This is a genomic window from Alloacidobacterium sp., from assembly GCF_035631355.1.
Lineage (GTDB): Bacteria > Acidobacteriota > Terriglobia > Terriglobales > Acidobacteriaceae > Alloacidobacterium.
Window position 1 is genome coordinate 1 of the sequence record NZ_DASQIX010000090.1, and the last position, 22,518, is coordinate 22,518.

The 22,518-nt window shown below is 57.1% G+C and carries 20 protein-coding genes and 1 tRNA gene; 10 read left to right on the forward strand and 11 right to left on the reverse strand.

Features of this window, described 5'->3' with window-relative positions; genetic code table 11:
* Positions 1–135: 135 nt before the first annotated feature.
* The 3 genes from VEV40_RS16315 to VEV40_RS16325 all read right to left on the reverse strand — a co-directional run bounded on the left by VEV40_RS16315 (position 136) and on the right by VEV40_RS16325 (position 2,450).
* Positions 136–1,176: a ribose-phosphate pyrophosphokinase gene (locus VEV40_RS16315; RefSeq protein WP_324833857.1), complete on the reverse strand. Its 1,041-nt coding sequence runs from the start codon at positions 1,174–1,176 to the stop codon at positions 136–138.
* A gap of 126 nt (positions 1,177–1,302) precedes the next feature.
* Positions 1,303–1,376: transfer RNA gene (locus tag VEV40_RS16320), tRNA-Gln, on the reverse strand.
* 72 nt (positions 1,377–1,448) lie between these two features.
* Entirely contained in the window at positions 1,449–2,450 is a 1,002-nt protein-coding gene (locus VEV40_RS16325) for a 4-(cytidine 5'-diphospho)-2-C-methyl-D-erythritol kinase (protein WP_324833858.1), read from the reverse strand.
* 180 nt (positions 2,451–2,630) lie between these two features.
* On the opposite strand from VEV40_RS16325, the gene ggt reads away from it, so the two are divergent.
* On the forward strand, positions 2,631–4,250 hold the full coding sequence (gene ggt, locus VEV40_RS16330; protein ID WP_324833859.1) for a gamma-glutamyltransferase: 1,620 nt from the start codon (positions 2,631–2,633) through the stop codon (positions 4,248–4,250).
* On the opposite strand, the gene VEV40_RS16335 is transcribed toward ggt, so the two are convergent.
* Positions 4,247–4,678: a hypothetical protein gene (locus tag VEV40_RS16335; RefSeq protein ID WP_324833860.1), complete on the reverse strand. Its 432-nt coding sequence runs from the start codon at positions 4,676–4,678 to the stop codon at positions 4,247–4,249. The genes ggt and VEV40_RS16335 overlap by 4 nt on opposite strands.
* Positions 4,679–4,802: 124 nt before the next feature.
* Between VEV40_RS16335 and VEV40_RS16340 the strand changes: the two genes are divergently transcribed.
* From VEV40_RS16340 to rocF, 3 genes are all read left to right on the forward strand, one after another.
* Positions 4,803–5,627 (forward strand): sugar phosphate isomerase/epimerase family protein, encoded by an 825-nt coding sequence (locus VEV40_RS16340; protein WP_324833862.1) that lies wholly within the window; start codon positions 4,803–4,805, stop codon positions 5,625–5,627.
* A 141-nt stretch (positions 5,628–5,768) separates the two neighbouring features.
* The gene (gene asnS, locus VEV40_RS16345) at positions 5,769–7,121 is read left to right on the forward strand and encodes an asparagine--tRNA ligase (RefSeq protein WP_324833864.1); all 1,353 of its coding nucleotides are present in this window, start codon (positions 5,769–5,771) and stop codon (positions 7,119–7,121) included.
* 13 nt (positions 7,122–7,134) lie between these two features.
* Positions 7,135–8,139 (forward strand): arginase, encoded by a 1,005-nt coding sequence (rocF, locus tag VEV40_RS16350; protein ID WP_324833866.1) that lies wholly within the window; start codon positions 7,135–7,137, stop codon positions 8,137–8,139.
* Here rocF and VEV40_RS16355 read toward each other — a convergent pair whose 3' ends face one another.
* On the reverse strand, positions 8,140–8,823 hold the full coding sequence (locus VEV40_RS16355; RefSeq protein WP_324833867.1) for a YoaK family protein: 684 nt from the start codon (positions 8,821–8,823) through the stop codon (positions 8,140–8,142).
* 72 nt (positions 8,824–8,895) lie between these two features.
* Here VEV40_RS16355 and VEV40_RS16360 point away from each other — a divergent pair, with 72 nt between their 5' ends.
* The 5 genes from VEV40_RS16360 to panC all read left to right on the forward strand — a co-directional run bounded on the left by VEV40_RS16360 (position 8,896) and on the right by panC (position 13,031).
* Positions 8,896–10,077 carry a D-alanine--D-alanine ligase family protein gene (locus VEV40_RS16360; RefSeq protein WP_324833868.1) on the forward strand — a complete coding sequence of 394 codons (1,182 nt, stop codon included), beginning with the start codon at positions 8,896–8,898 and terminating at the stop codon, positions 10,075–10,077.
* Between the two features lie 77 nt (positions 10,078–10,154).
* On the forward strand, positions 10,155–10,634 hold the full coding sequence (locus VEV40_RS16365) for a hypothetical protein (protein WP_324833870.1): 480 nt from the start codon (positions 10,155–10,157) through the stop codon (positions 10,632–10,634).
* A 67-nt stretch (positions 10,635–10,701) separates the two neighbouring features.
* Positions 10,702–11,172 carry a carboxymuconolactone decarboxylase family protein gene (locus VEV40_RS16370; protein WP_324833871.1) on the forward strand — a complete coding sequence of 157 codons (471 nt, stop codon included), beginning with the start codon at positions 10,702–10,704 and terminating at the stop codon, positions 11,170–11,172.
* Between the two features lie 105 nt (positions 11,173–11,277).
* Positions 11,278–12,186 (forward strand): 3-methyl-2-oxobutanoate hydroxymethyltransferase, encoded by a 909-nt coding sequence (gene panB / locus VEV40_RS16375; protein ID WP_324833924.1) that lies wholly within the window; start codon positions 11,278–11,280, stop codon positions 12,184–12,186.
* Positions 12,187–12,191: 5 nt separating this feature from the next.
* Positions 12,192–13,031 (forward strand): pantoate--beta-alanine ligase, encoded by an 840-nt coding sequence (gene panC, locus VEV40_RS16380; protein ID WP_324833872.1) that lies wholly within the window; start codon positions 12,192–12,194, stop codon positions 13,029–13,031.
* A 98-nt stretch (positions 13,032–13,129) separates the two neighbouring features.
* Here panC and VEV40_RS16385 read toward each other — a convergent pair whose 3' ends face one another.
* The 3 genes from VEV40_RS16385 to bcp form a co-directional block, all read right to left on the reverse strand.
* A complete protein-coding gene (locus VEV40_RS16385) occupies positions 13,130–13,600 on the reverse strand; it encodes a c-type cytochrome (protein WP_324833873.1) in 471 nt (156 codons plus the stop codon).
* 80 nt (positions 13,601–13,680) lie between these two features.
* Positions 13,681–14,364 (reverse strand): DNA-3-methyladenine glycosylase, encoded by a 684-nt coding sequence (locus tag VEV40_RS16390; protein WP_324833874.1) that lies wholly within the window; start codon positions 14,362–14,364, stop codon positions 13,681–13,683.
* Positions 14,352–14,816 carry a thioredoxin-dependent thiol peroxidase gene (gene bcp, locus VEV40_RS16395; protein ID WP_324833875.1) on the reverse strand — a complete coding sequence of 155 codons (465 nt, stop codon included), beginning with the start codon at positions 14,814–14,816 and terminating at the stop codon, positions 14,352–14,354. The genes VEV40_RS16390 and bcp overlap by 13 nt, the downstream gene beginning before the upstream one ends.
* 76 nt (positions 14,817–14,892) lie before the next feature.
* Between bcp and VEV40_RS16400 the strand changes: the two genes are divergently transcribed.
* A complete protein-coding gene (locus VEV40_RS16400) occupies positions 14,893–16,362 on the forward strand; it encodes a hypothetical protein (RefSeq protein ID WP_324833877.1) in 1,470 nt (489 codons plus the stop codon).
* 76 nt (positions 16,363–16,438) lie between these two features.
* On the opposite strand, the gene VEV40_RS16405 is transcribed toward VEV40_RS16400, so the two are convergent.
* From VEV40_RS16405 to VEV40_RS16415, 3 genes are read right to left on the reverse strand one after another with little or no spacing between them, the layout of a single operon-like run.
* A complete protein-coding gene (locus VEV40_RS16405; protein ID WP_324833878.1) occupies positions 16,439–17,893 on the reverse strand; it encodes an efflux transporter outer membrane subunit in 1,455 nt (484 codons plus the stop codon).
* A 2-nt stretch (positions 17,894–17,895) separates the two neighbouring features.
* Positions 17,896–19,095, reverse strand: a complete 1,200-nt coding sequence (locus tag VEV40_RS16410; protein ID WP_324833879.1) for an efflux RND transporter periplasmic adaptor subunit — start codon at positions 19,093–19,095, stop codon at positions 17,896–17,898.
* Positions 19,092–22,376, reverse strand: coding sequence for an efflux RND transporter permease subunit (locus tag VEV40_RS16415; protein WP_324833880.1), 3,285 nt, complete (start codon positions 22,374–22,376; stop codon positions 19,092–19,094). Before VEV40_RS16415 ends, VEV40_RS16410 begins: the two co-directional genes overlap by 4 nt.
* Positions 22,377–22,518: the final 142 nt, after the last annotated feature.

Consider the following 22,518-nt stretch of genomic DNA (forward strand, 5'->3'; position numbering starts at 1 on the left):
TTGCCCTCGCGGGGTGTTGCTGCTACCACTTCCTGAGTAATCATTCTGTCCTTTTCCTTCGGGCACGGAATCGGCTCCGCTCCCTTTGCCTGGCGACCAAGCTGGCTTAATCGCGAACTGATGAAACAGACTCGGTCAGCTGAACAGCGTGCTGACGCTCGTCTCCATGTGGATGCTTTCGATTGCGGCTCCCAGGAGTCCGGCAATCGACCGCACCTTTATCTTTGGCAGCGCCTTCGCTTCTTCGCTGAGCGGGATGGAGTCCGTGACGATCAGCTCCACCAGCCTCGAATTGCGAATGCGCTCTACTGCCGGGCCTGAGAGCACTGCGTGCGATGCTCCCGCGTAAACTTTTGTCGCGCCCTTTTCAAGTAACGCATCGACTGTCTTTACCAGCGTGCCGGCAGTATCGATGATGTCGTCGATGATGAGGCAGGTGCTTCCCTTCACCTCACCGATGACGTGCATCACTTCCGTCACGTTGATGTCCATCCGGCGCTTGTCGACAATCGCCAGCGGCACTCCCATTTTCGTCGCGAAGAAGCGCGCGCGTTCCACGCCTCCCGCATCGGGTGATACCACGGTCAGATTCGGGAGGTTCAACTCCTTGAAGTAGCTCACCATCACCGGGCTTGCGAACAAGTGATCGACCGGGATGTTGAAGAACCCCTGAATCTGGGCCGCGTGCAAATCCATAAACAACGCGCGATTGGCGCCCGCGGTGGTCAGCAAATCGGCGACCAACTTGGACGAAATCGCAACGCGCGGACGGTCTTTTCTGTCCTGCCGCGCATAGCCATAGTACGGAACCACGACGGTGATCCTGCCGGCGGATGCGCGCTTCAGAGCATCGATCATGATCAGCAGCTCAACAAGGTGCTGATCCACCGGATTGCAGGTCGGCTGCACGACGAAAACGTCGACTCCGCGAACATTTTCGAGCAGCTGGAAGTAAATTTCGCCATCCGCGAAGCGCTGCGTTTTGGTTTCACCGAGCGGCACGCTGATGTGCTTGCAGATCTCTTCGGCCAATGCACGGTTTGCCGTGCCGGAGAAGATCTTGAAGCGCCTGTCTTCGGCGAGCTTCTGGTGCCGTTTACGCTCGGGCGCGACCTTTGCGCGTCCGTCGGTTGCTGCTTCCGGCGTCAATACTTCTGTCGCTACTTCCGTCTTCATAAGAAACCCCCAAGCTGGTTTGCGTTGGTTGTCACTCATGCTGGCCGGACTGCATGGCCAGCGGCTTCTGTTGTCGTTGCCCGCGTCATTGCAGGAAGTTACCCGGCAATGGCGCAGCTTGAAATCTGGCTGGGCGACTAGGATTCGAACCTAGACAAAGTGCTCCAAAGGCACTTGACCTACCATTAGTCGATCGCCCAGTAACTTTTAACGGCCCAGGGCTAAAGCCCCTTATTTCCGGCCGTATTTCACCGGGCTAAAGCCCGGTGCTTCTACCCTTTTGTGGAACCCTTTATCATCGTCCGCCAGTATGCTTTGCGGGGCAAGGTTTTTGTCCGCATTGACGCAATACCGTTGGCCGACAATCGCTCTTCGGCTGCTTGGGCTGCTGCCTCGGTTTCGTAGAGGCCGAAAACGGCCGATCCGGAACCTGAGAGCGCAGCGTAGAGAGCCGACTGTTCCGGATGGTCGGAAAACACTAAAATGCGCTTGATGTCACCGAGTAAGGGATGCTGGCAGAAGACGACCTCTTCGAAGTCGTTTTCGATCCCGGTTCGGACAAGCGCGAGAAGTAGATTCCCGGGCCGGTCTTCTCCCAAAGAGAAGACACCGGAGGAGTGCGGCTCGCAAAGACACGCCGAGAGAGCTCGACTCAACTCCTTCAGTCTATCGGAGGACGGGGCTTGGGTCAAACTCTCCGCGTGGCGGGAATCCCAGTCGCGGAAGGCCTGCGGGGTTGAAACGCCGAGGCTCGGGAGAGCCACGACGCAGTGGGTTTCAGGCAGGTCGGGCATCGGGTAGACTTCTTCGCCGCGTCCCAGGCCGAGGACTGCTCCGCCGACCAGGAAGAGGGGGACATCGGAGCCCACTTCGGCTGCGATCCTCAGGCGTTCTGCGCCGGGAAGCTGCTGATTTAAATCATGTTCTAACCCGATAAGGGCGGCTGCGGCGTTGGCTGAGCCGGCTCCGAGGCCGCCCTGGACGGGAAGGCGTTTTTCAATGTGGACGTGGACTTCTACCGGCGGTTTGCCGGACAGGGCTTTGTTGAGCATCTTCCAGACGGTGTTTCGCTGATCCGTGGGAACACGGTTGTCGTTTGTTGTCAGAATGATGCTGCTTTTTCCGGCTGTGAGTTTACGCGCTTCGATGGTCAGCAAGTCATGCGCGGCCAGCGTCTGGTAGAGGGTCGTCAGCGCGTGGAAGCCGTCGGGCCGCGATGGGCCGATGGCCAGGCCGAGGTTGATCTTTGAAAAGGAGCGAACGCGGGTGGACATGCAGTCTGGATTGTAGCCTTTTGAAAAAATCGCGTTAAACTACCGCTTGCCATGAATCGCTGCTTCTTCTGTCTTTCTGCCGCCGTCAGCCTCTCTGTTTGTTCCAGCCTGTTCGCCCAACAAGTAGTCAACCCATCTCTTGCGATACAAAATGAGACTCCCGTCCGCGCGAGGCACGCAATGGTGGTCAGCATTCACCATCTGGCTACGGATGCTGGAGTAGAAATTTTAAAGGAAGGCGGCAATGCCGTCGATGCAGCAGTGGCTACAGGATTTGCACTGGCGGTGGTGCATCCGCTAGCAGGAAACATTGGCGGCGGCGGGTTCATGCTGATTCACCTGCATGGCGGCAAATCTACATTTCTCGACTATCGCGAGAAGGCACCTCTGGCGGCTTCTGTGAATATGTATCTCGACGACAAGGGCAATATCATTCCCAACGCCAGCATTGTTGGATACAAGGCGGTCGGCGTTCCCGGATCGGTTGCCGGAATGGCCTATGCGGAGAAGAAATACGGCAAGCTCACTCTGGCCAAGGTCATGGAGCCGGCTATCCGGCTTGCTTCTGAAGGATTTGTGCTCACAGACGAGGAGGCCAAAACGCTGCATGATTCCGATCTGGCGCGGTTTCCTGAATCGAAGCGCATCTTTCAGCGCGATGGCGATTACTATCAGCCGAGCGATACATTTAAGCAGCCTGAATTAGCGCAAACTCTGCGCCGCATCGCCAAAGATCCGGACGAATTTTACCACGGCGAAATCGCGAAACAGCTTGCGGCTGATATCCAGAAGGGCGGCGGCCTGATCACTGAAAAAGACCTTGCTTCCTATGAAGTGAAAGAGCGCGAGCCTGTGACAGGCACATACAAGGACTACACCATCATCAGCGCGCCGCCGCCGTCGTCGGGCGGAGTGGCGCTGATTGAGTCGCTGAATATTCTTGAGGGTTACAACCTGGGCCGTCTCGGCGACCGCACGCCGCCGGAGATGCACCTAATTACGGAAGCCTACCGGCGCGCTTACATGGACCGTTCGGATTATCTGGGCGATCCCGATTATGTGAAGATTCCGGTCGAACAGCTCATCGACAAAAAATATGCCGCAGCGTGGCGGGCTAGCATCCAAGAGGACCAGGCCACGCCTTCGGCAGATTTGAAGCGTCCGGCTGGCTTTGTGCCTGCGCCGCCGACTATGGCCGATGTGCGGCATGAATCGACGCAGACGACGCATTATTCGGTGATGGATGCTGATGGCAATGCAGTTGCCGTGACCACAACGCTGAACAACGCCTTCGGCTCGGATGTGACGGCGGGAAAGCTCGGCTTCCTGCTCAATGATGAGATGGACGACTTCGCCTCGAAGCAGGGCGTTCCGAATATGTTTGGGCTGATTCAGGGGCCGGCGAACTCCATCGCTCCGGGCAAGCGCCCGCTTTCGAGCATGACGCCGACCATCGTGCTCAAAGATGGCAAGGTGGCGATGGTGCTCGGTTCTCCCGGTGGCGGGCGCATCATTACAACTGTCGCCAATATCTTCTTAAGCGTGGCCGACCAAGGAATGAACATTCAGGCCGCCGTCGACGCTCCACGCTTCCATCACCAGTATTTGCCGGATGTGCTGTACCTCGAGCCCGGCTTTCCTGATTCGACCGTCGAAGGACTGCGCGCGCTGGGTTATCACGTCAATGTGAGCAAAGGTCATTGGAGCGACGGCGAGTGCATCGCGGTTGATCCTGCAACGGGCGATCTGGAGGGCGGGCAGGATCACCGGCACAATTTTGGCAAGGCTGCGGGGTATTAATTGCTGGCAGCACTCGATTCCTGTCCTAAGAGAATGAGCGATCGAACCGAGCCTGCAATCGCAATCATTGTCAAGCAAGAACAAATTAGGACAGTCAAGGGAAATCCGAAGGGACTTCCCGCATGTTCGGCCGCATCGAGAAAGGAATGCACTGGACCGTGCATCGCTGATGATCCCACAAAAACATCAATTGCAAACGAAATTGCCCCTACAAGGACAGTTACCGTCGCAAAGATTAGCCACGCTGATGGAGTTTTTGCAGGAACTTTGTCGCTGTGCCAAACATAGAGCGCCATACCAGCCAGCACAACATAAGCAACAAGTCCAATAGGCCCCGAAATGGCTCGGCAAAGCGGGAGAGCCAGAAATATGATTACTTCTGCTGCAAGCACGATGAAGCCAATCACATTCGCAAGAACGTCACGCATATGTTGGGGTTCATTTCAAATGGATTGATGCGTGAATGCAAGGCAAATATAGCGAGCGCGAAGCACGATTGCCTGGACGGCCAGTCCAGATGAGAAGATAGAACAGGACTCGTTCCCCACATTTATGTTGAAGGTCATTTCCACACACGTATTTCTGCGCAGCCGTCTGCATCCCGGGCTTCTGGATGTTTTTGCCAGAGCCGGAGCACAGGGCGTTGAACTTTTTGCCGCGCGTCAGCATTTTGACTACACCAGCCGCGCGCATGTCCGCGAAATTGCCGAGTGGTTCCAGGCGAATGCGGTAGAAGCATTTTCGATGCATGCGCCGATGTTTCCGGACCTCGAAATGGGACGGGGCGGAGCGCCGGCGGTGAACGTGATTCATCCGGAGAAGTCGCGCCGCATTGACGCGATGGATGAGATCAAGCGCGCACTTGAAGTTGCCGAGCAGGTCCCGATTCGCTACCTCATTCTGCATCTTGGCGAGAGGGAAGATGGCTGGAGCCCACGGTCGCTGGAGAATTCGTTGACGGCGCTGGAGCATCTACGGGCTTTTGCCAATCCACTGGGCGTGAAGCTGCTGGTGGAAAACATTCAGAACGAAGTCACGCAGCCTCGCAACCTGGTGGAGATTCTGAATGTCGGGCACTTCAAGGACATTGGCGTGTGTCTCGATACAGGCCATGCTCATCTGGGCGACGGCGTGGCGACGACGATTGCCGAACTGCGCCCGCTCATCCGCAGCTCGCACCTGCACGACAACAAGGGCGGACGCGATGAGCATCTCTGGCCTGGCGATGGGACGATTGCGTGGGAGGAGACGATCGGCGAGTTGAAGTCTGCGCCACAGACGCCCGCGGGTGTGCTGGAAATTCACTACACACTGGAAGAGACGCCGGAGAGCGTGACGAACAAGGCACAGGCTGCGTTCGAGAAGTTTGGGTTGTAGGGCAGGCGCAGAAAAACACATCCTTCGCTTCGCTCAGGATGACATCTCATTTTTATTGACCCTATCGGTGCCGATGCAATCAATGGAATTGGCAGAACCAGCAACTACAATAGTTCCAAGCCGCAAGTGGCTGAGATTTGTATGTCAGAAGAAACAGTAATCACAACAACTGAAGCACCCGTTACCACCATCGCCCGCATCGGCGAGTATGAAGGCAAGTCGGTCACTCTGAAGGGCTGGCTCTATAACCTGCGCGAGAGCGGCAAGCTGCTCTTTCCTATTTTTCGCGACGGCTCAGGGACGATTCAGGGCATCGTGCCGAAGGCTGCCGTCTCGCCCGAAGTTTTTGAGACTATCAAGGGGCTTACGCAGGAATCGAGTGTGGTCGTTACCGGCAAGGTCCGCGCGGACAAGCGCGCACCCGGCGGCTATGAGCTTGATGTTGAGAACGTCGAGGTAGTGCAGCGTGTTCCGGAAGACGACCCGTTTCCGATTTCGCTGAAGGAACATGGCACTGACTTCCTGATGGAGCATCGCCATCTCTGGATTCGCACGCCGCGCCAGTCGGCGATTTTGCGTATCCGCGCGGAGATCATTAAAGCCGCTCGTGACTTTCTGGATGACAACGGATTCGTGCTTACCGATCCGCCGATTCTTACGCCGGCAGCATGCGAAGGCACGAGTACGCTTTTTCCGGTTGAGTATTTTGGCGACGAAGCTTACCTGACGCAGAGCGGACAGCTTTATATCGAGAGCACGGCGCTGGCTCTGGGCAAGGTTTACAGCTTTGGGCCAACGTTTCGTGCGGAGAAATCGAAGACGCGACGTCATCTCACCGAGTTCTGGATGGTCGAGCCGGAATGGGCTTATGCAGGCCTTGACGACCTGATGGGGCTCGCCGAACAGTTCATCAGCTTCATTGTGGATCGCGTGCTGACGCGCCGCGCAGCTGATATGAAAGTGCTGGGGCGCGACATCTCCAAGCTCGAAACAATAAAAGCGCCATTTCCACGGGTCAGCTATGACGATGCTGTGAAGATGCTGAACGACGCGCATGCCAAGGGATTGCTGGAGCAGCCTTTTGAGTATGGCAACGATTTCGGCTCGCCGGATGAGACATACATTTCCTCGCAGTTTGACCGGCCCGTGATGGTGCACCGCTATCCTGCGGCGGTGAAGGCGTTCTACATGGAGCCTGACCCGGAGAATCCGAAGTATGCGCTCTGCGTCGATGTGCTTGCGCCGGAGGGGTATGGCGAGATTATTGGCGGATCGCAGCGCATTGCTTCTTACGAGTTGCTCAAGAAGCGGATCGAGGAGCACAATTTGCCGCTCGATGCTTTCAAGTGGTATCTCGATTTGCGGCAATATGGTTCGGTTCCCCACTCGGGCTTCGGCATGGGGATTGAGCGGGCGGTAGCGTGGATCTGCGGGCTGGAGCATGTGCGCGAAACGATTCCGTTTGCAAGGACGCTGAACAGGATCTACCCGTAGCAAGGAATTTCTTATGTCGAAGATCAGCGAGACGCTCGCAAATGAAAAGGCGGCGGTTACCGGTTCCGTAGTCGGGCCGATTAAAGGTGGGGTGCAGTCGCTTCCACCGCGCAAAATCCGCATCATTGGCGTGCCGCTCGATCTTGGGGCGTCGCGTCGCGGCGTCGACATGGGACCCTCGGCGGTGCGTGTGGCAGGGCTGGAAGCGCGTTTGGAAGTTCTGGGCCACAATGTGGCGGACGGCGGCAACATCCATGTCGCCATTGCCGAGACGAAGCATCTGGGTGAAGAGAACGCGCGCTATCTGAAGGAGATCACTGAAACCTGCGCTCGCGCGGCAGATGAGGTCATTGAAACGCTTGGAGAGGGTATGACTCCAGTCATACTCGGCGGCGACCATTCGGTGGCGGCAGGCAGCGTTTCCGGGGTTGCCGAATATTACCGTCGCCAGAAGCAGAAGATTGGGCTGATCTGGATCGACGCACACTCGGATTTCAATACGCCGGAGACTTCGCCGAGCGGCAACGTGCACGGCATGCCGCTGGCGGCGCTGCTTGGACTTGGGCCGGAGCCGCTTAAGAATATATGCGGATTTTCACCGAAGGTGCTGCCGGAGAATACTGTGCTGATCGGCGTGCGCGACATTGATGCGACAGAGAAAGAAAACATCAAGCGCGCTGGACTGACCGAGGTCTACACCATGCGCGACATTGACGAGCGCGGAATGCGCACGGTGATGGAAGAGGCGCTCCGAGAGGCGGGACGCGGCACCGCCGGTTATCACGTCTCGCTTGACATGGATTGGATCGATCCCGAAGATGCGCCAGGCGTGGGTACTCCGGTGCGCGGCGGGGCCACATACCGTGAGGCGCATCTGGCGATGGAGATCATCGCCGATCACGGACGGATGCTGAGTCTGGAAGTGGTTGAGGTGAACCCGGTAATTGACGAGCATAATCGGACAGCGGATTTGGCTGTTGAGCTGATTTCTTCGGCGTTTGGGAAGAAGATTCTCTGACTATTCGGTAATGCGCCACTGAATTGCGAACACGATTGCGGTCATGGCTGCAGGAATCAGCAATGCCCGGGTTCCAAACGCGTGGCCTCCGACTGCTCCAATAACCGCTCCTGATCCATAGGCAATCCATGTGGTGGCAAATGCGATGATTTTCTCGCGGCGCTGTCTCTCCTTACTCCCATAGGCTGGCGGACTGGCAAGGATGCTGCCCAGTTTCTCGATGTCTCCGGTCAGGAATGTTGTATTCAGACTTACCGGCCCGATTTTCTGAAACGCGTCGTTCTGAAGTCCCATCGTCCAGGCCAGTGTAATGAGCAGGGTCATTCGCAGATATCCCCGCACGCTGAGAAATGCGAGCACGCAGAGGACGCTGCACTCAATGGCCAGACTTGCCATGGATGGGCGCATGAGAAGCCGGTCGGACTCAATCCAGCGCCGCAGCAATCGGTCTGTGACGACTCCGCTGAAAAAGCCGACAATTAAGGCCAGCCGTTCCGCTGCAAGTATCCAATGGTGTTCAGCCGCGTGATAGGCGAAGAGCACGGTGTTGCCAGTGAGGTTGGCGACGAATAGTTTGCCCAACTGAAGATAAGCCAGCGCATCGACCGCGCCTGCAATACCACATAAGAGCGCTATGAGCAGATAGACCTGCGAGGCGCTTGTGCGATTCCGGGAAGGAACCATAGTTGTCATTTCGTAGATGGGCCGTTCACATTTGAGTTCGATGCGGTCGCGATACACTCGGTTTAGTTTGCTATGCCTAAACTTCGAGTAGGTGTTTTGTTTGGCGGCCGCAGCGGCGAGCATGAGGTGTCGCTGCTGTCAGCCGCTTCAGTCCTGAAGGCCATTGATCCAAAGAAGTATGAAGTGATTCCCATCGGCATTACAAAAGAAGGTCGCTGGGTGATGGCGACAGATGCTGAGCGGCTGCTTGCGGGCGAAAAGCTGACTCCACGGCATCTGCGCGCAGGCGATCCGGAGGCGACTGCTCCGGCGGCGGTGCTGGCCAAAGGCGAGGCGATTATCGTTCCGCCGGTTCCTTCAAAGAACAAAACCGGATCGCTGGTTCCGTTTGAGACGCAGGGCCATCCGGCGCATCAGGCGCTGAATGTGGACGTGATTTTCCCCGTTCTGCATGGAACGTTTGGCGAGGATGGGACGATCCAGGGGCTGTTTGAACTTGCGGGAATCGCTTATGTCGGTTCGGGCGTGCTGGGGTCGGCCACTGGCATGGATAAAGACGTGATGAAGCGGCTTTTCGCTTCAGCGAAGCTGCCGATAACCAAGCATGTCACGTTTCTGCGGGGCGAATGGGAGGCTGGTCCGAAGAAGATTGTCAGCAGGGTCGAAGCGGCGCTGAAGTATCCGGTATTTGTGAAGCCGGCGAACCTTGGGTCGTCGGTAGGCATCAGCAAAGCGCATGATCGCAAGGAGCTTGGGCAAGCGATTGAGATGGCAGCAAGCTACGACCGTAAGATCGTCGTCGAGCAGGGTGTTGGCGGCAAGCGCGGCAAGGCGCGGGAACTTGAAGTTGCCGTCCTGGGCAATGACACTCCGGAGGCTTCGGTTGTAGGCGAGGTTGTTCCGATCAAAGAGTTTTACGACTACGAGGCCAAATATCTTAGCGAGGGATCGGACCTCATCATTCCGGCAAAGCTTACGCGGCAGCAGACGAAACAGGTGCAACAGATGGCGATTGCGGCATTCAAGTCGTGCGACTGCTCCGGGCTGGCGCGCGTTGACTTCCTGTTGGAGCCGGGTAAATCGGGTCGTATCTATCTGAACGAGATCAATACGCTGCCCGGCTTTACTTCGATCAGCATGTATCCCAAGCTGTGGGCGGCATCGGGTGTTGAGTATTCGGAGCTGATTGACAGACTGATTCAGCTTGCGATGGAACGGCGAGCGGAGAAAGACCGCACCAGCTATTCGCGTTGAGATGAAACTTAGCGCCGTGTTGTGGTGTCAGAATAGTAGGAGACTTGTCCCCAGATTGAAAGGAGTAGCATCTCCTCATGACCCTGCTCGATGCGCCTACATATAATGCAGCCCGCGCCAAACGAAATCGCAACATCATCATCGCCGTTATCGCGGTCATTGTCCTTATAGGATTCACTGGCGTTCTGGGTTTTGTCAGCGGGCACGGATGGTTCTTCAGCACGATACCTTCCGAGCACCGGGTGAACAAGTTCCTTGCAGCAGTGGAAGCGCAGGACTTCACGCGAGCCTACAGCCTGTGGAACAACGACTCCGACTGGCAGAAACACCCGGACCAGTACAAAGTCTATGACTTCAATCAGTTTCAAAAGGACTGGGGCTCAGCGAGCGATTACGGCGTGATTCGCAGCCACAAGATCGTTATTACAAAAGCTGTCGGGAACGGCGTGGTGATGGGAGTTGATATCAATGGTGGCAAAACGCCGCTCTTTCTTCGCGTCGATGATAAAACCAAGCAGATTGGATTCTCCCCGATAGAGCTTTACGTCGGGCCGTAGCTCTTCTTTTCCAGAACGCGCAACGAAATTCCTCTTCAAACATCTTTTCTATCAGAGGAGGAATTTCATGGAGACACGCCTGGATTATCAGAAAGCATTTCCCGAAGGTGTGCAGGGAATGCTGCACCTCGAAGCCATCATTCGCCGCAGTGGGCTTGAGCCTTCGCTGTATGAGCTGGTCAAGATTCGCGCCTCGCAGCTGAACGGCTGCGCTTTCTGCATCGACATGCACACCAAAGACGCGCGTGCAAAGGGCGAAACCGAGCAGAGGATTTATGCGCTCTCGGCATGGCGCGAAACTCCGTTTTTCACCGAGCGTGAGCGAGCGGCGCTGGGGTGGACGGAAGCCGTTACGAACATCCAGAACGGCCACGCACCGGAAAAGGTCTATAACCAGACGCGTCTCCAGTTCAGTGAGGAGGACTTGGCGAAGCTGACCTTTGCCATTACGCAAATCAACAGCTGGAACCGCATTGCCATCTCCTTCCGCGCCGAAGTAGGCAATTATCAGCCGCAAGCGGCTGCTGCGCATCACTGAGAACATACTTCTTTCTGCCGTCGCGTTTGCGGCGGCAGAGGGCGAGGCGTATAGTCAGAAGTTGTTCGGGCAGCATCCTTAACGGGAGTTGCACTGGAGACAATGATGAGCGTGACAAACTTCTGCAGCGCAGATGCGCCCACGACCTCGGCGGTTCGCGCCAAGGTGACCTTCCAAACACTTCAGGAAAAGAAACAGAGCAGCAGGCCGATTACTGCGCTGACAGCGTATGACTATGCCACTGCGCGACTGGTGGATGAAGCCGGGATTGACTTGATTTTGGTTGGCGATTCGCTGGCGCAGGTTGTGCTGGGCTATGACACTACGCTCCCGGTTACCGTCGATGAGATGCTTCACCATACGCGCGCGGTGCGGCGCGCCGTGAAACATGCGATTGTCGCAGCTGATATGCCTTACGGGTCGTATCACGTAAACGTCGAGGTGGGCGTCGCCAACGCTGCGCGCTTTATGAAAGAAGCGGGCGCGGAAGCAGTAAAGATTGAAGGCGGATTGAACCGCGTGGAACTGGTCGAGCGGCTGACGGATGCCGAGATTCCGGTCATCGGTCACCTCGGCCTTACGCCGCAGTCGGTGCATCGCATGGGCGGCTATAAAGTGCAGGGGAAATCGACTGCGGCTGCGGATGCTTTGCTCAGGGACGCGCTTGCGCTGGAGGAGACGGGCGCGGTCGCGATTGTGCTTGAGGGCATGCCGCGCGAAGTGGCGGAGAACATCACGCACAGGCTTAACATTCCGACTATCGGTATCGGCGCCGGTCCGGATTGCGATGGGCAGATTCTGGTCTTTCACGATCTGGTGAATCTGAGTTTTTCGAAACCGGCAAAGTTTGTGCGCCAATATGGCGATGCAGCGAGTCTGTTCCGATCGGCGATTGACGGCTATCTCCACGATGTCGAACGGCGCGAGTTCCCAAGCGAAAGTGAAAGCTACCACTTGCCGAAAGAATCGCGCGGCACGCTGGAAGCGGCTGCGCCGATTCGCCGCAAAGCATAACCACCATGCTCATCCTTAAGACAATCGCCGAGACGCAGTCTGCCTGTGCACAGATACGCGGCGAGGAGCGCATACTCGGCCTCGTACCGACGATGGGGGCGCTGCATGAGGGCCACCTCTCGCTGGTACGCGCGGCGCGGTCGGAGTGCGATGTGGTGGCTGTGTCCATCTTCGTGAATCCGACGCAGTTTGGCCCGAATGAGGATTTTGGCAAGTATCCGCGCACTTTTGACGAGGACTGTGCGCTGCTGGAACGCGAGGGCGTTGATCTGATCTTCGCTCCCACGGTTGAGGAGATGTATCCGAGCGGGGCGAGCACATTTGTGCTGGTCGAAGGCGTGAGCGAACGACTGGATGGGGCCTCGCGTCCGGGCCATTTCCGTGGCGTTACGACGGTGGTCAGCAAGCTGTTTCATATCGTCGGGCCGCACATGGCATTCTTTGGGCAAAAAGACGCTGCCCAGATTGTTGTGCTGCGGAAAATGGTGCGCGACCTGAATTGTCCCGTGCATCTCATTGTGCAGCCCATCGTGCGCGAGATGGATGGGCTGGCCCTGAGCTCTCGCAATCGATATTTGTCAGAGAAGGAACGCAGACAGGCCCTTGTCCTGCATCGCGCACTTCAGAAAGTCGAAGAGGCAGTTGCTTTGGGCGAGAAGTCGTCCTCGAAGTTAATCGAAACGACGCGGGTAGTTTTTGCTGAGGAGCCGGATGTTCGGATTGACTACATCGCCGTGGTCAATCCTGACACTCTTGAGAATGTTCCTGACATAAAGGATGGCGCGTTGGTGGCTGTCGCCGCATTCGTAGGAACTACGCGGTTGATTGACAATACCGTGATCTGATTTTTTCGGGCAAAGATTTGTGGCTTCCCACCCTATCGCGAACAACGCGATAGGATGGGGCACGCATTTTTTTGTGCCACTATTCGCGAAACAAAAACCTACTGCGGTTTTTGCCCGCCGCCACCCTGGTGCTCTTCCGGCTTGGGGACGAACGGAGCGGGCATGGTGTTGCCGCGATGGCAGGTGCCGCAGGTCACAGTCTTCATCTCAGGCGTTGCGTCCGGGTCGCTGATCTGCGTCATGTACTTTGAATTGATGTCCTGCACCATGGCGATCATGGTGCGGGCAATCTTCTTGTCCGGCTTGGTATCGGCGGCGAAGTTCGGCTGGTGGGTCTGCTCATTAATCTCATGGCAGAAACTGCACTTTACGCCGAGAGCCCCGGTAAAGCCGAACATCATCTTCATCAGATCCTGCGTAGAAATGTCTTTGGGCAATACCTGAAGATTGGTAGGCGCAGGCATGGGGCGGCGCTGTTGTTGTGGGGGCGGCGTGTCCTGAGCAATCAAGGGAAGGCTGGCGCAAGCAAGAAAAGCTGCAATCACGGCACAAAAAGTGACTCGTTTCATCCGTTAAGCTCCTTTGTTCTGACGACTGCGACCGGTGAGGCAAGATGTGCGCCAAGTATACGGGCAAGCTTATGAAAAGGTCATCGGCTGGTGGAAACAAATTTATTTTTATCAATAATGAAGCGCGCGGGACGCTCTGCGGCGTGGCGGATGCCGACCCTGGGCGTCACCAGAATGTGCTCCGGCTGGTAGCCGTCGTCCTTGATCTGCAGACACGATACGGGATCCGTTACGTCAAGACCGTTGTGGGCAGCGCGTGTGATGTCCAGCGCCTGACACAGCCTTCCGGGGCCGGAAGTCAGCAATCTCGGCTTGGGATCCGGAGGCAAGGCGCGGAGCTTCGCCATCGTTGAGAGGCCTTCAACCGGCTCAAGCGCGCGGATGAGGACGCATCCGGCATGGCCATCAGGCTCGCAGGAGACGTTCAGGCAGTAATACATGCCATAGATGAAGTACACATACGCAAACCCCGGAGGGCCGAAAAGCACAGCGTTGCGCGCTGTCCGCCCGATATAAGCATGCGCCGCCGGGTCTTCTGTGCCGAAATATGCCTCGACCTCCACAATGCGCCCGATGAGCAGCTTGCCCTTGCGTTCGCTTACCAGGAGCTTGCCCAGCAATGCGCGCGCGACGATGTCCGGACGGCGTTCATAGAACGACCGCTGAAGAATTGAGGCTGCCGCCTGTTGGGTCCCAGGTCTCAAAATCGAGATCTGGGGCACCCGTTCCCGCGCGCCCGCGCTTGCCACCGTTACTTCTTCCACGCTTTGATCGCTTCCAGCACTTCTTCGGCGTGACCTTCCGGCTTTACTTTGGGAAAGATTTTGACCAGCTTTTGATCGGGCCCGATGAGAAAGGTTGTGCGTTCTATGCCGATCACTTTCTTCCCATACATGTTCTTTTGCTTGAGTACCCCAAACTGTTTGCAGACTTTTTCGTCTACATCAGCAAGGAGCGGATACGGAAGGTCATACTTTGCCTTGAATTTTGCCTGGGCCTTTGGCGTGTCACGCGAGATGCCGAGCACAATGGCGCCTGCCTTCTGGATTTTTTTGAAGGTATCGCGGAAGCCGCATGCCTCGATGGTGCAGCCGGGCGTGTCGGCCCGGGGATAAAAGAAGAGCACAACCGGCGTTCCGGCGTAATCTGAAAGGTGGACGGTGTTCTCCTGGTCGTCCTGGAGCGTGAAATCTGCAACTTTGTCGTGAACTTCCATGAATGGGTCCTTCCGCAAGAATAACGTTTTGGGTCAAGTTGATTGTGTCGCAGACCCTAAGTGTATGTCATTGTCCATGAGGACGATTCGATGTGTTTTGGGCCTCTTCATCTGTGGAGCATGCACGACAGCGCTCGCGCAATATCCCGGCCACGTCAATAAAGATGCTAATGCTGCGCCAACGCTGCGGGCCACGGGCATCTTTGAATGGACGGGCGATCTGGATAAGCCCAAAGCCGGGCGACTGATTCCGCTCGCCGTATGGGACGGACAGCAATATCAGCCGGGCGGTCTCTATCTCGCGCAGCCTGCGCCCCTAACGGTTCTTACCGGCACGGTTTACGAGCTGGAACAGGCGGGAACGCCAAAGGGGCTTTTCAGCGTCAACGGCGCGGAGAATCTTGGCGGTTCATGGATCGCGATTGGGTCGGTCAAGCCCGAAATGGCGAAAGCGAAGGCGCGACCGCCCATGTCGAAACATCCGCCACAGGTGATAAGAGATGCGGGCAGCACTGCATCAACGGCTGATTCAGACAGGCCGACGCTTCAGCGCAAAGATACAAGCGATAATAGTTCCAGTTCAACCAGTAGTCAGACCGGAAGCGGCAGCGCGTCATCCAGCAGCAGTAATCCGGACCGGCCTACTCTGCACCACCGGGATGCGAGCGACACCAGTTCCGGGTCAGGTTCGAGTGGCGATTCGACCAATTCGCAAAGCACGCCTCCAGATGATTCCGACCATCCAACGCTGCATCGGAAGGATTCGGATGACAGTACACAGAATACCCCCACCGTTGATCCAGACCGTCCCAGATTGCATGAAGGCCAGAACAACCCCACCTCATACTCAGGGGCTCCTGTAACCGCGACTGCGAATACAGATTCCAATCGCCCGACGCTGCGGTACGGCAAGCCGGAAACTCCGGAAGGAATCGTTCTGCCGTCGAAACTTGAAGGGCTGCCAGTGGACATGAACCAGATGGCCGCCATCTCGGACGTGAAGACCGGAGAGGCGCATCCGTTTGCGTACAGCTGGAACGATCCGGAAGATGCGGCCAAGATGAAGGCGGCAATGGAGGATCTGACACAGAAAGCCATTGTTGAAGGCTTCAACATAGCGCCGCCTGCGAAAGTAGCAAGAACAACTGCAAAAACGTCCGCGACGCATCGCAAAGCTGCAGCTCCGGCTCCGGTTCCTCAGCTTGAGGACGAGAAGTTCAACGTATTCGAGCTTTCTTACAATGGCGGCGCAACTGTCGTTCTAACGGCGAAATCAATGGGCGACAATGGCGAGGCAAAATATGTAACCCTGGTTGCCCAGCCAGATTTTTACGGCACACCGCATGTTTTGTTCAAGCAGTTGACCAGCGACAAGGGGCTGGATATCTCTCCTCGCATGCGGCTCGTTGATGCCGCAGATACAGATGGGGATGGCCGCGCTGAACTGATCTTCGAGCTGCGCGGAAAGACTGGACGGTCGTTCGGGATTTATCGCGTCTCAGGCGGGCGCGTGCTTGAGGCATTCAACACGGGACCGCTGCCCTGAGCCTTGATCTCGTTGTCAGTTGAATCCCAGGTCTCAAAGTCGAGACCCGGGGCACACGCACCCGAAGTCAGGGACGCTAAAGCTTCGGCAGTTGCGATGTGTCCCAGCCTCCGCCGAGGGCTTTGATGAGCAAAACATTGGCGGCAAACTGGCGCGTGGTGATGTCGGCCTGTGTGCGCTGGTTGGTGAGCAACGCGGTCTGTGCGGTGAGCACTTCCAGATAATCGACCAGGCCTTCTTTGTAACGAGTGGTGCTGACCTGCAGTGACCTTTGCGCCGCCGCCACTGCATCGGCCTGCGTCGTAGCTTCTTGGTTGAGAATGCGCAGCGCGGCGAGATTGTCCTCTACCTCCTGGAAGGCGTTCAGCACGCTCTGGCGGTAATTGGCGACGGTGACCTGGTAGTTGTCGCGCGCTTCTTCGGTCACGGCATGGCGGCGTCCAGCGTCGAAAAGCAGTTCCGAAGCGGACGCGCCCAAAGACCACAGCGCACTGGGGCCCTGTATCCAGGCGCCCGGATTCCTGCTTTCAAAGCCTCCAGTCCCGGTCAGCGTGATGTTGGGATAGTAGGCAGCGATGGCAACTCCGATCTGCGCGTTGGCGGCGTCGGCGCGGCGTTCCATGCCGGCAATGTCCGGCCTGCGCTCCAGCAGTTCCGAGGGAAGTCCCGGTGGGACCTGCGGCAGTGGAAGGCTGAGAGGCGCCTGTGCGAGGCTGAAGCTGGATGCAGGTTCGCCAGTAAGAGTTGCGATGGCATGCTCAAATTGCGCACGGGCTACGCCCACGTCGATGGCCTGCGCCTGCGTGCTTTTAAGCTGCGTCTCCGCCAGATCAACGTCTGACTCCGTTGCTACACCGCCCTTGAAGCGCGCCTGCGTCAAGTTGAGATAGTCGGCATACGAAGCGGCGGTATTGTCGAGCAGTTGCTTTTGCAGGTCGAGACCGCGCAGCTCGAAATAGTCCTGCGCCAGCTCTGATCGAATGCTCAACTCAACATTGGCGAGGTCTGCGGCGCTGGCCTGGGCCGTGGCGCGGGCGGATTCAACACTACGGCGGACCTGTCCCCACAGGTCAGGCTCCCAACTGGCCTGACCTGCCAGCGCGAAATCGTTGTATTGCGAGATTGCACCTGGAACGGCCGTTGGCCTATTTTCCGATTGATGCTGCCGCGCAACTGACAGTCCGGCAGTCAGCGTTGGAAAGTAGTTCGCGCGGTAGACCTGGATCGCGGCGCGCGCGGTGAAGTATTGCTCGGTCGCGGCCTTCAAGGTCTGGTTGGAAATCGCAACTTTCTCTTCCAACGCATTCAACTGCGGATCGTTGTAAATCTCCCACCAGTTGCCGCGCAGCACCTGATCACTGGGTTGCGCCTGTTTCCATGTGCCATTGGGAATACCCGGAGGGGGCGCCAACTCTTTAAATGCAGGCGGCGCGGGCGCAGTGGGCCGCTTGTAGTTTGGGCCAACTGTGCAGCCTGCAATCAGCAGACAGAAAACAGAAGCACCAGCAATCCGGATGCGAGAAGCCGTCATGCTTACTCGTCTCCCTTTTGCTGCTGTGATGTCTGGGGGCCCTGTTGTTGAGGACGAACGACGTTCACAGCTTCGCCATCGATGACGGAATCCGGCGGGTCCTGAATTACCTCGTCGTCCGGCTGAAGGCCCTGGGTTACTTCGACCACCCTGCCATCATCGCGTCCGATGGTAATAGGCACGAGCTTGGCTTTTCCATCCACCACGGTCGCAACCTGCAGCCCTTCTGCGCGGAAGATCAACGCGGGCACAGGGATGATAAGTGACGGCTGCGGACTACTGAGCTTGAAATGCACTTGAGCATACGCGCCAGTGACCAGATCGCCTGCGCGATTGTCCACATCCACTTCCACCAGCAGCGTGCGCGAGGCGGGATCGATGGCCTTGGAGGTGCGGACAATTTTCCCAGGAAACTTCCGTCCCGGATATTCAGGAACTGTGAGCTGAGCCGCCAAGCCCGGTTTGCAGGCAACGGAGTACACCTGGGGCACGTTCACGTAGACGCGCAACGTCTGCTCGGCGGACAGATGGAACAACTCTTTCGTCGCGCCGGAATCGATGAGTTGGCCTGTATCAACGTTGCGAGCGGTGAGGATGCCGTCGAATGGCGCATAGATTTTTTCGAATGAGACCAGTTGTTCAAGCCTCTGTACATTAGCGAGCGCCGATTGGACCTGGGTGCTTGTGGCTGAAGCCTGCGTGTTGAAATTTTCCGTGTCCTGCTGTGAGACAGCATTCGATTTGAGCAGGTCATGGTAGCGGGTCGACGTGGTCTGCGCGTACTTCGCATTCGTTTGCGCCGTCAGGAGATCGGCCTTGGCTTGCGCCAACTGCTGGTCCACTTCCGGGCTCTCGATCTCGGCGAGCAATTGCCCTTTCTTCACACGAGCGCCGATATCGAAATACCATTTGCGAAGATAGCCGTTCGTACGGGCATAGATGGGGGAATCGACATAAGGAAAAACGTTGCCGGGCAGCACGAGCTCTTCTGTCGGCTTGCCCTGCTGCGGTTTGGCTACCAGCACGCTGGGCGCGGCAAGTGCATTCGTCGCGTCCTGCAGTTTGGTCCGCGCGCGCAGTCTCGGAAAAATGCCAGCCATTGCGACAACCGCGGCAATAACCAGGACAACAATGACGAAAACAATAGCGCCACCTCGCGAGATGCGCGAGGATGACTGGCGTGATGGAGGCGTTTGACTCATGAATTTTCGGTTTCCCCTATGTCCGGCAGGGTATGTTCAACGCGATTTTTCCGCTCGCGGCGCTTGCGTTCACGCCGACCGTGCAGAACGCTGAAAAACGTGGGCACAAAGAACAGTGTAGAGACCGTGGCAAGCAGCAGGCCGCCGATAACCGCGCGTCCGAGCGGAGCGTTCTGCTCGCCGCCTTCCCCGAGACCGAGTGCCATAGGCATCATGCCAAGGATCATTGCCAGCGCAGTCATCAGGACCGGACGGAAACGCGTAAAACCTGCGGCAAGCGCGGCTGCGGGCGCATCGCCCACGTTTTCTTCAAGCTGTTCGCGCGCGAAGCTTATAACAAGAATGGAGTTCGACGTGGCCACGCCCATGCACATGATCGCGCCGGTAAGCGCAGGCACGCTGATGCGGGTGTGCGTGATGAAGAGGAACCAGACAATGCCGCACAGCGCCGCCGGGAGCGCGGAGATCACAATAAAGGGATCAAGCCACGACTGAAAGTTGACCACGATCAACAGGTAGACCAGCACAATCGAGAACACCAGGCCGGCCAGCAGACCTATAAACGACGTGCGCATGGTTTCGATCTGCCCACGTACGATAATCTGCGAGCCGCGCGGCAACTGGCCCTTGGATTCAGCGATGATCCTGTCGATCTTTTTGGAGACGCTGGCCAAGTCGCTGCCGACGATGTTCCCGTAAATATCAACTACAGGAGCGATGTTGTAGTGGGAAACCGTGCCCATCTCCGACCCCGGCGTCACTGATGCCACGTTGCCGAGAATCTGGATGGGTTGGCCTCCCATGCGCGTGTCTGCTGGCGCCGTCAGCGTTCCGGCGCCGTTGCTAGTAGCGGGAGCAGGATCAGACGCGCCGGAGGTAAGCGGAATGTTGCGCAGGTCCTGAAGCGAATCCAGGTTGTACTCCGGCGACTGCACGGCAATGCTGTAGCTTACCCCCGTCTTTGGATTGAGCCAGAAATTCGGCGTGGTCTGGAAGCTGCCGCTTGTGGCAATTAGCAAGCTTTGCGCCACATCTTTCTGCTGCAGTCCAATCTGCTGTGCCCGCGTGCGGTCCACATCCACGTAAAAATGTGGATTGTCGAAGGGCTGCTGAATGCGCATGTCCGCTGTACCTGGGACGTACTTCACGAGGTTAAGCAGGCGATCAGCGAAGGCGCGGTTGCCGTCAAGATCCGGGCCGACGATCTGAATATCAATGGGGGCGGGTAGGCCGAAGTTGAGAATCTGCGTCACCATGTCCACCGGAAGCTCATAAAAGATAACGCCGGGAAACCTGCGGTTGAGGACGCTGCGCAGTTTCTGCACATAGGCTTCCGTGGGATGGTGCTTCTCTGTCAGTGAAACCTGAATGTCGGCGTCGGCGGGACCAATGGTGGCCGAGTTGCTGTAGGTGGTGTTGATGCCGCTGTACGGCTGACCAATGTTGTCGATGATGGTAATCAGCTCGTTTTTCGGAATTACAGCGCGGATGGTTGCGTCCACCTGGTCGCATAGCCGCGCCGTCTCCTCAATGCGGGTGCCGGTACGGGCGCGAAGATGGATTTTGAATTGCCCGGAGTCAACTGACGGGAAAAAGTCTTCTCCAAGAAATGGATAGAGCAAGGCTGCGGAGCCGATACAGAGAACCATGAACAGGACCAAGAAACCCGCGGAGTGGTCGATGCACATCTGCAAGAGGCCTCGATATCCATTGCGGAATTTTTCGAAGTAGTGTTCAAACCCAAGCTGAAAGCGGATGAAGGGATTGAAGCTTTTGCGCCTGCGTTCAATCTCCTCGTCGTCATGCTCCTGCAGCAGATACTTGGCCATGGTAGGCACGACCGTGCGTGACAGCAGATATGACGCGAGCATGGCGAAGACAACGGCTTCCGCCAGCGGCACGAAGAGATATTTTGCGACGCCGGTCAGGAAGAACATCGGCACGAAAACGATGCAGATGGAAAGCGTTGAGACAAAGGCCGGAACGGCGATCTGCGCAGCGCCGTCGAGGATCGCCTGCTCCACCGCCTTTCCCATTTCGATGTTGCGGTTGATGTTCTCGATTTCGACGGTGGCGTCATCCACCAGAATCCCGACCGCGAGCGCGAGCCCGCCAAGGGTCATAATGTTGATCGTCTCGCCAAGCGCGCTCAACACCAGCAAAGACGACAAGATGGACAGCGGAATAGAAACGGCAATAATCAGTGTGCTGCGCCAGCTTCCGAGGAAGATGAGAATCATCACGCCGGTCAGGCACGCGGCGATGATTGCTTCGCGCACAACGCCATTGATGGAGGCGCGAACGAAAATCGATTGGTCGGCGAGGGGCGTGATTTTCAGTGCCGGCGGAAGCTGCGTCCTGAGTGTGCGAATTTTTTCGCGGATGCCTTTGACGATGTCCAGCGTGGAGGCGTCGCCCGTCTTGATGACGCTGATCAGCGAAGCCCGCTGGCCATCAACGCGCACAATGTTGGTCTGCGGCGGAAAGCCATCACGAACATGGGCAACATCGCGTATGTAGACCGTCGCGCCATTTACGGTGCGGATGGGCAGGTCATTCAGTTCGGAGACTTTATCAGGGGCGCTGTTGGTCGTGATCTGGTACTCGAACTGCGAGATTTTCGCTGTGCCGGAAGGCAGGATCAGATTTTGCGCTGAGATGGTATTGACGACGTCAGTAGGAGATAGCCCCTTGGCCTGCAGCGCCGGTAAATTGAGGTCCACCTGTATCTGGCGCTGCTTGCCGCCGTATGGATATGGGATACCCGCACCATCAACCGTCACCAACTGGGTGCGGATGAAGTTCAGCCCGTAGTCATTCAGCTGCTGCTCCGAGAGGCCTTCGCCGGACAGTCCGAGCTGGATAATGGGAACGCTCGACGCGCTGTATTGAATGATGAATGGGGGGGTTGTCCCATCTGGGAGCTGGCGCACCTGGGTCTGCCCAATGGCAGTGACCTGGGCGACAGCCATCGCGATATTGACCTTTGGCTGGAAATAAATCTTGATGATGCCGATGCCATTCAGCGATTGCGATTCTATATGCTCGATGTCATTGACGGTTGTAGTCAGCGTCCGTTCGCTCTGATAAATAATGCGCTGCGACATCTCTTCGGGCGACATGCCGGTGTATCGCCAAACCATGGCGACAACAGGGATATCGATGTTCGGGAAGATGTCGGTGGGAGTGCGCAGGATCGCAAGGGGGCCCAAGACCATCAGGAGCAGAGCAAATACAGCAAATGTATACGGCCTGCGCAGCGCAAGGCGGACTATCCACATGGTTCGTCAATCTCTCCTACGGCCTGCAAAAGCTAAATGACGCCAGCGCATGGCCGGAAAGGGGTGGTGTCCTGCCGAACCAGTTTCGACTTTCGATGCCGAAACGCCGGAGGAGAACGGTAAACTGCCGCAATCGCTCAAC

Coding starts and splice junctions, on each gene's coding strand:
- VEV40_RS16360 (WP_324833868.1), top strand. CDS start 8,896: ATGCCTAAACTTCGAGTAGGTGTTTTGTTTGGCGGCCGCAGCGGCGAG.
- panB (WP_324833924.1), top strand. CDS start 11,278: ATGAGCGTGACAAACTTCTGCAGCGCAGATGCGCCCACGACCTCGGCG.
- VEV40_RS16385 (WP_324833873.1), bottom strand. CDS start 13,600: ATGAAACGAGTCACTTTTTGTGCCGTGATTGCAGCTTTTCTTGCTTGC.
- VEV40_RS16410 (WP_324833879.1), bottom strand. CDS start 19,095: ATGAGTCAAACGCCTCCATCACGCCAGTCATCCTCGCGCATCTCGCGA.
- ggt (WP_324833859.1), top strand. CDS start 2,631: ATGGTGGTCAGCATTCACCATCTGGCTACGGATGCTGGAGTAGAAATT.
- VEV40_RS16400 (WP_324833877.1), top strand. CDS start 14,893: ATGAGGACGATTCGATGTGTTTTGGGCCTCTTCATCTGTGGAGCATGC.
- VEV40_RS16335 (WP_324833860.1), bottom strand. CDS start 4,678: ATGCGTGACGTTCTTGCGAATGTGATTGGCTTCATCGTGCTTGCAGCA.
- rocF (WP_324833866.1), top strand. CDS start 7,135: ATGTCGAAGATCAGCGAGACGCTCGCAAATGAAAAGGCGGCGGTTACC.
- VEV40_RS16340 (WP_324833862.1), top strand. CDS start 4,803: ATGTTGAAGGTCATTTCCACACACGTATTTCTGCGCAGCCGTCTGCAT.
- VEV40_RS16415 (WP_324833880.1), bottom strand. CDS start 22,376: ATGTGGATAGTCCGCCTTGCGCTGCGCAGGCCGTATACATTTGCTGTA.
- VEV40_RS16325 (WP_324833858.1), bottom strand. CDS start 2,450: ATGTCCACCCGCGTTCGCTCCTTTTCAAAGATCAACCTCGGCCTGGCC.
- VEV40_RS16365 (WP_324833870.1), top strand. CDS start 10,155: ATGACCCTGCTCGATGCGCCTACATATAATGCAGCCCGCGCCAAACGA.
- VEV40_RS16355 (WP_324833867.1), bottom strand. CDS start 8,823: ATGGTTCCTTCCCGGAATCGCACAAGCGCCTCGCAGGTCTATCTGCTC.
- VEV40_RS16405 (WP_324833878.1), bottom strand. CDS start 17,893: ATGACGGCTTCTCGCATCCGGATTGCTGGTGCTTCTGTTTTCTGTCTG.
- VEV40_RS16315 (WP_324833857.1), bottom strand. CDS start 1,176: ATGAAGACGGAAGTAGCGACAGAAGTATTGACGCCGGAAGCAGCAACC.
- VEV40_RS16370 (WP_324833871.1), top strand. CDS start 10,702: ATGGAGACACGCCTGGATTATCAGAAAGCATTTCCCGAAGGTGTGCAG.
- asnS (WP_324833864.1), top strand. CDS start 5,769: ATGTCAGAAGAAACAGTAATCACAACAACTGAAGCACCCGTTACCACC.
- panC (WP_324833872.1), top strand. CDS start 12,192: ATGCTCATCCTTAAGACAATCGCCGAGACGCAGTCTGCCTGTGCACAG.
- bcp (WP_324833875.1), bottom strand. CDS start 14,816: ATGGAAGTTCACGACAAAGTTGCAGATTTCACGCTCCAGGACGACCAG.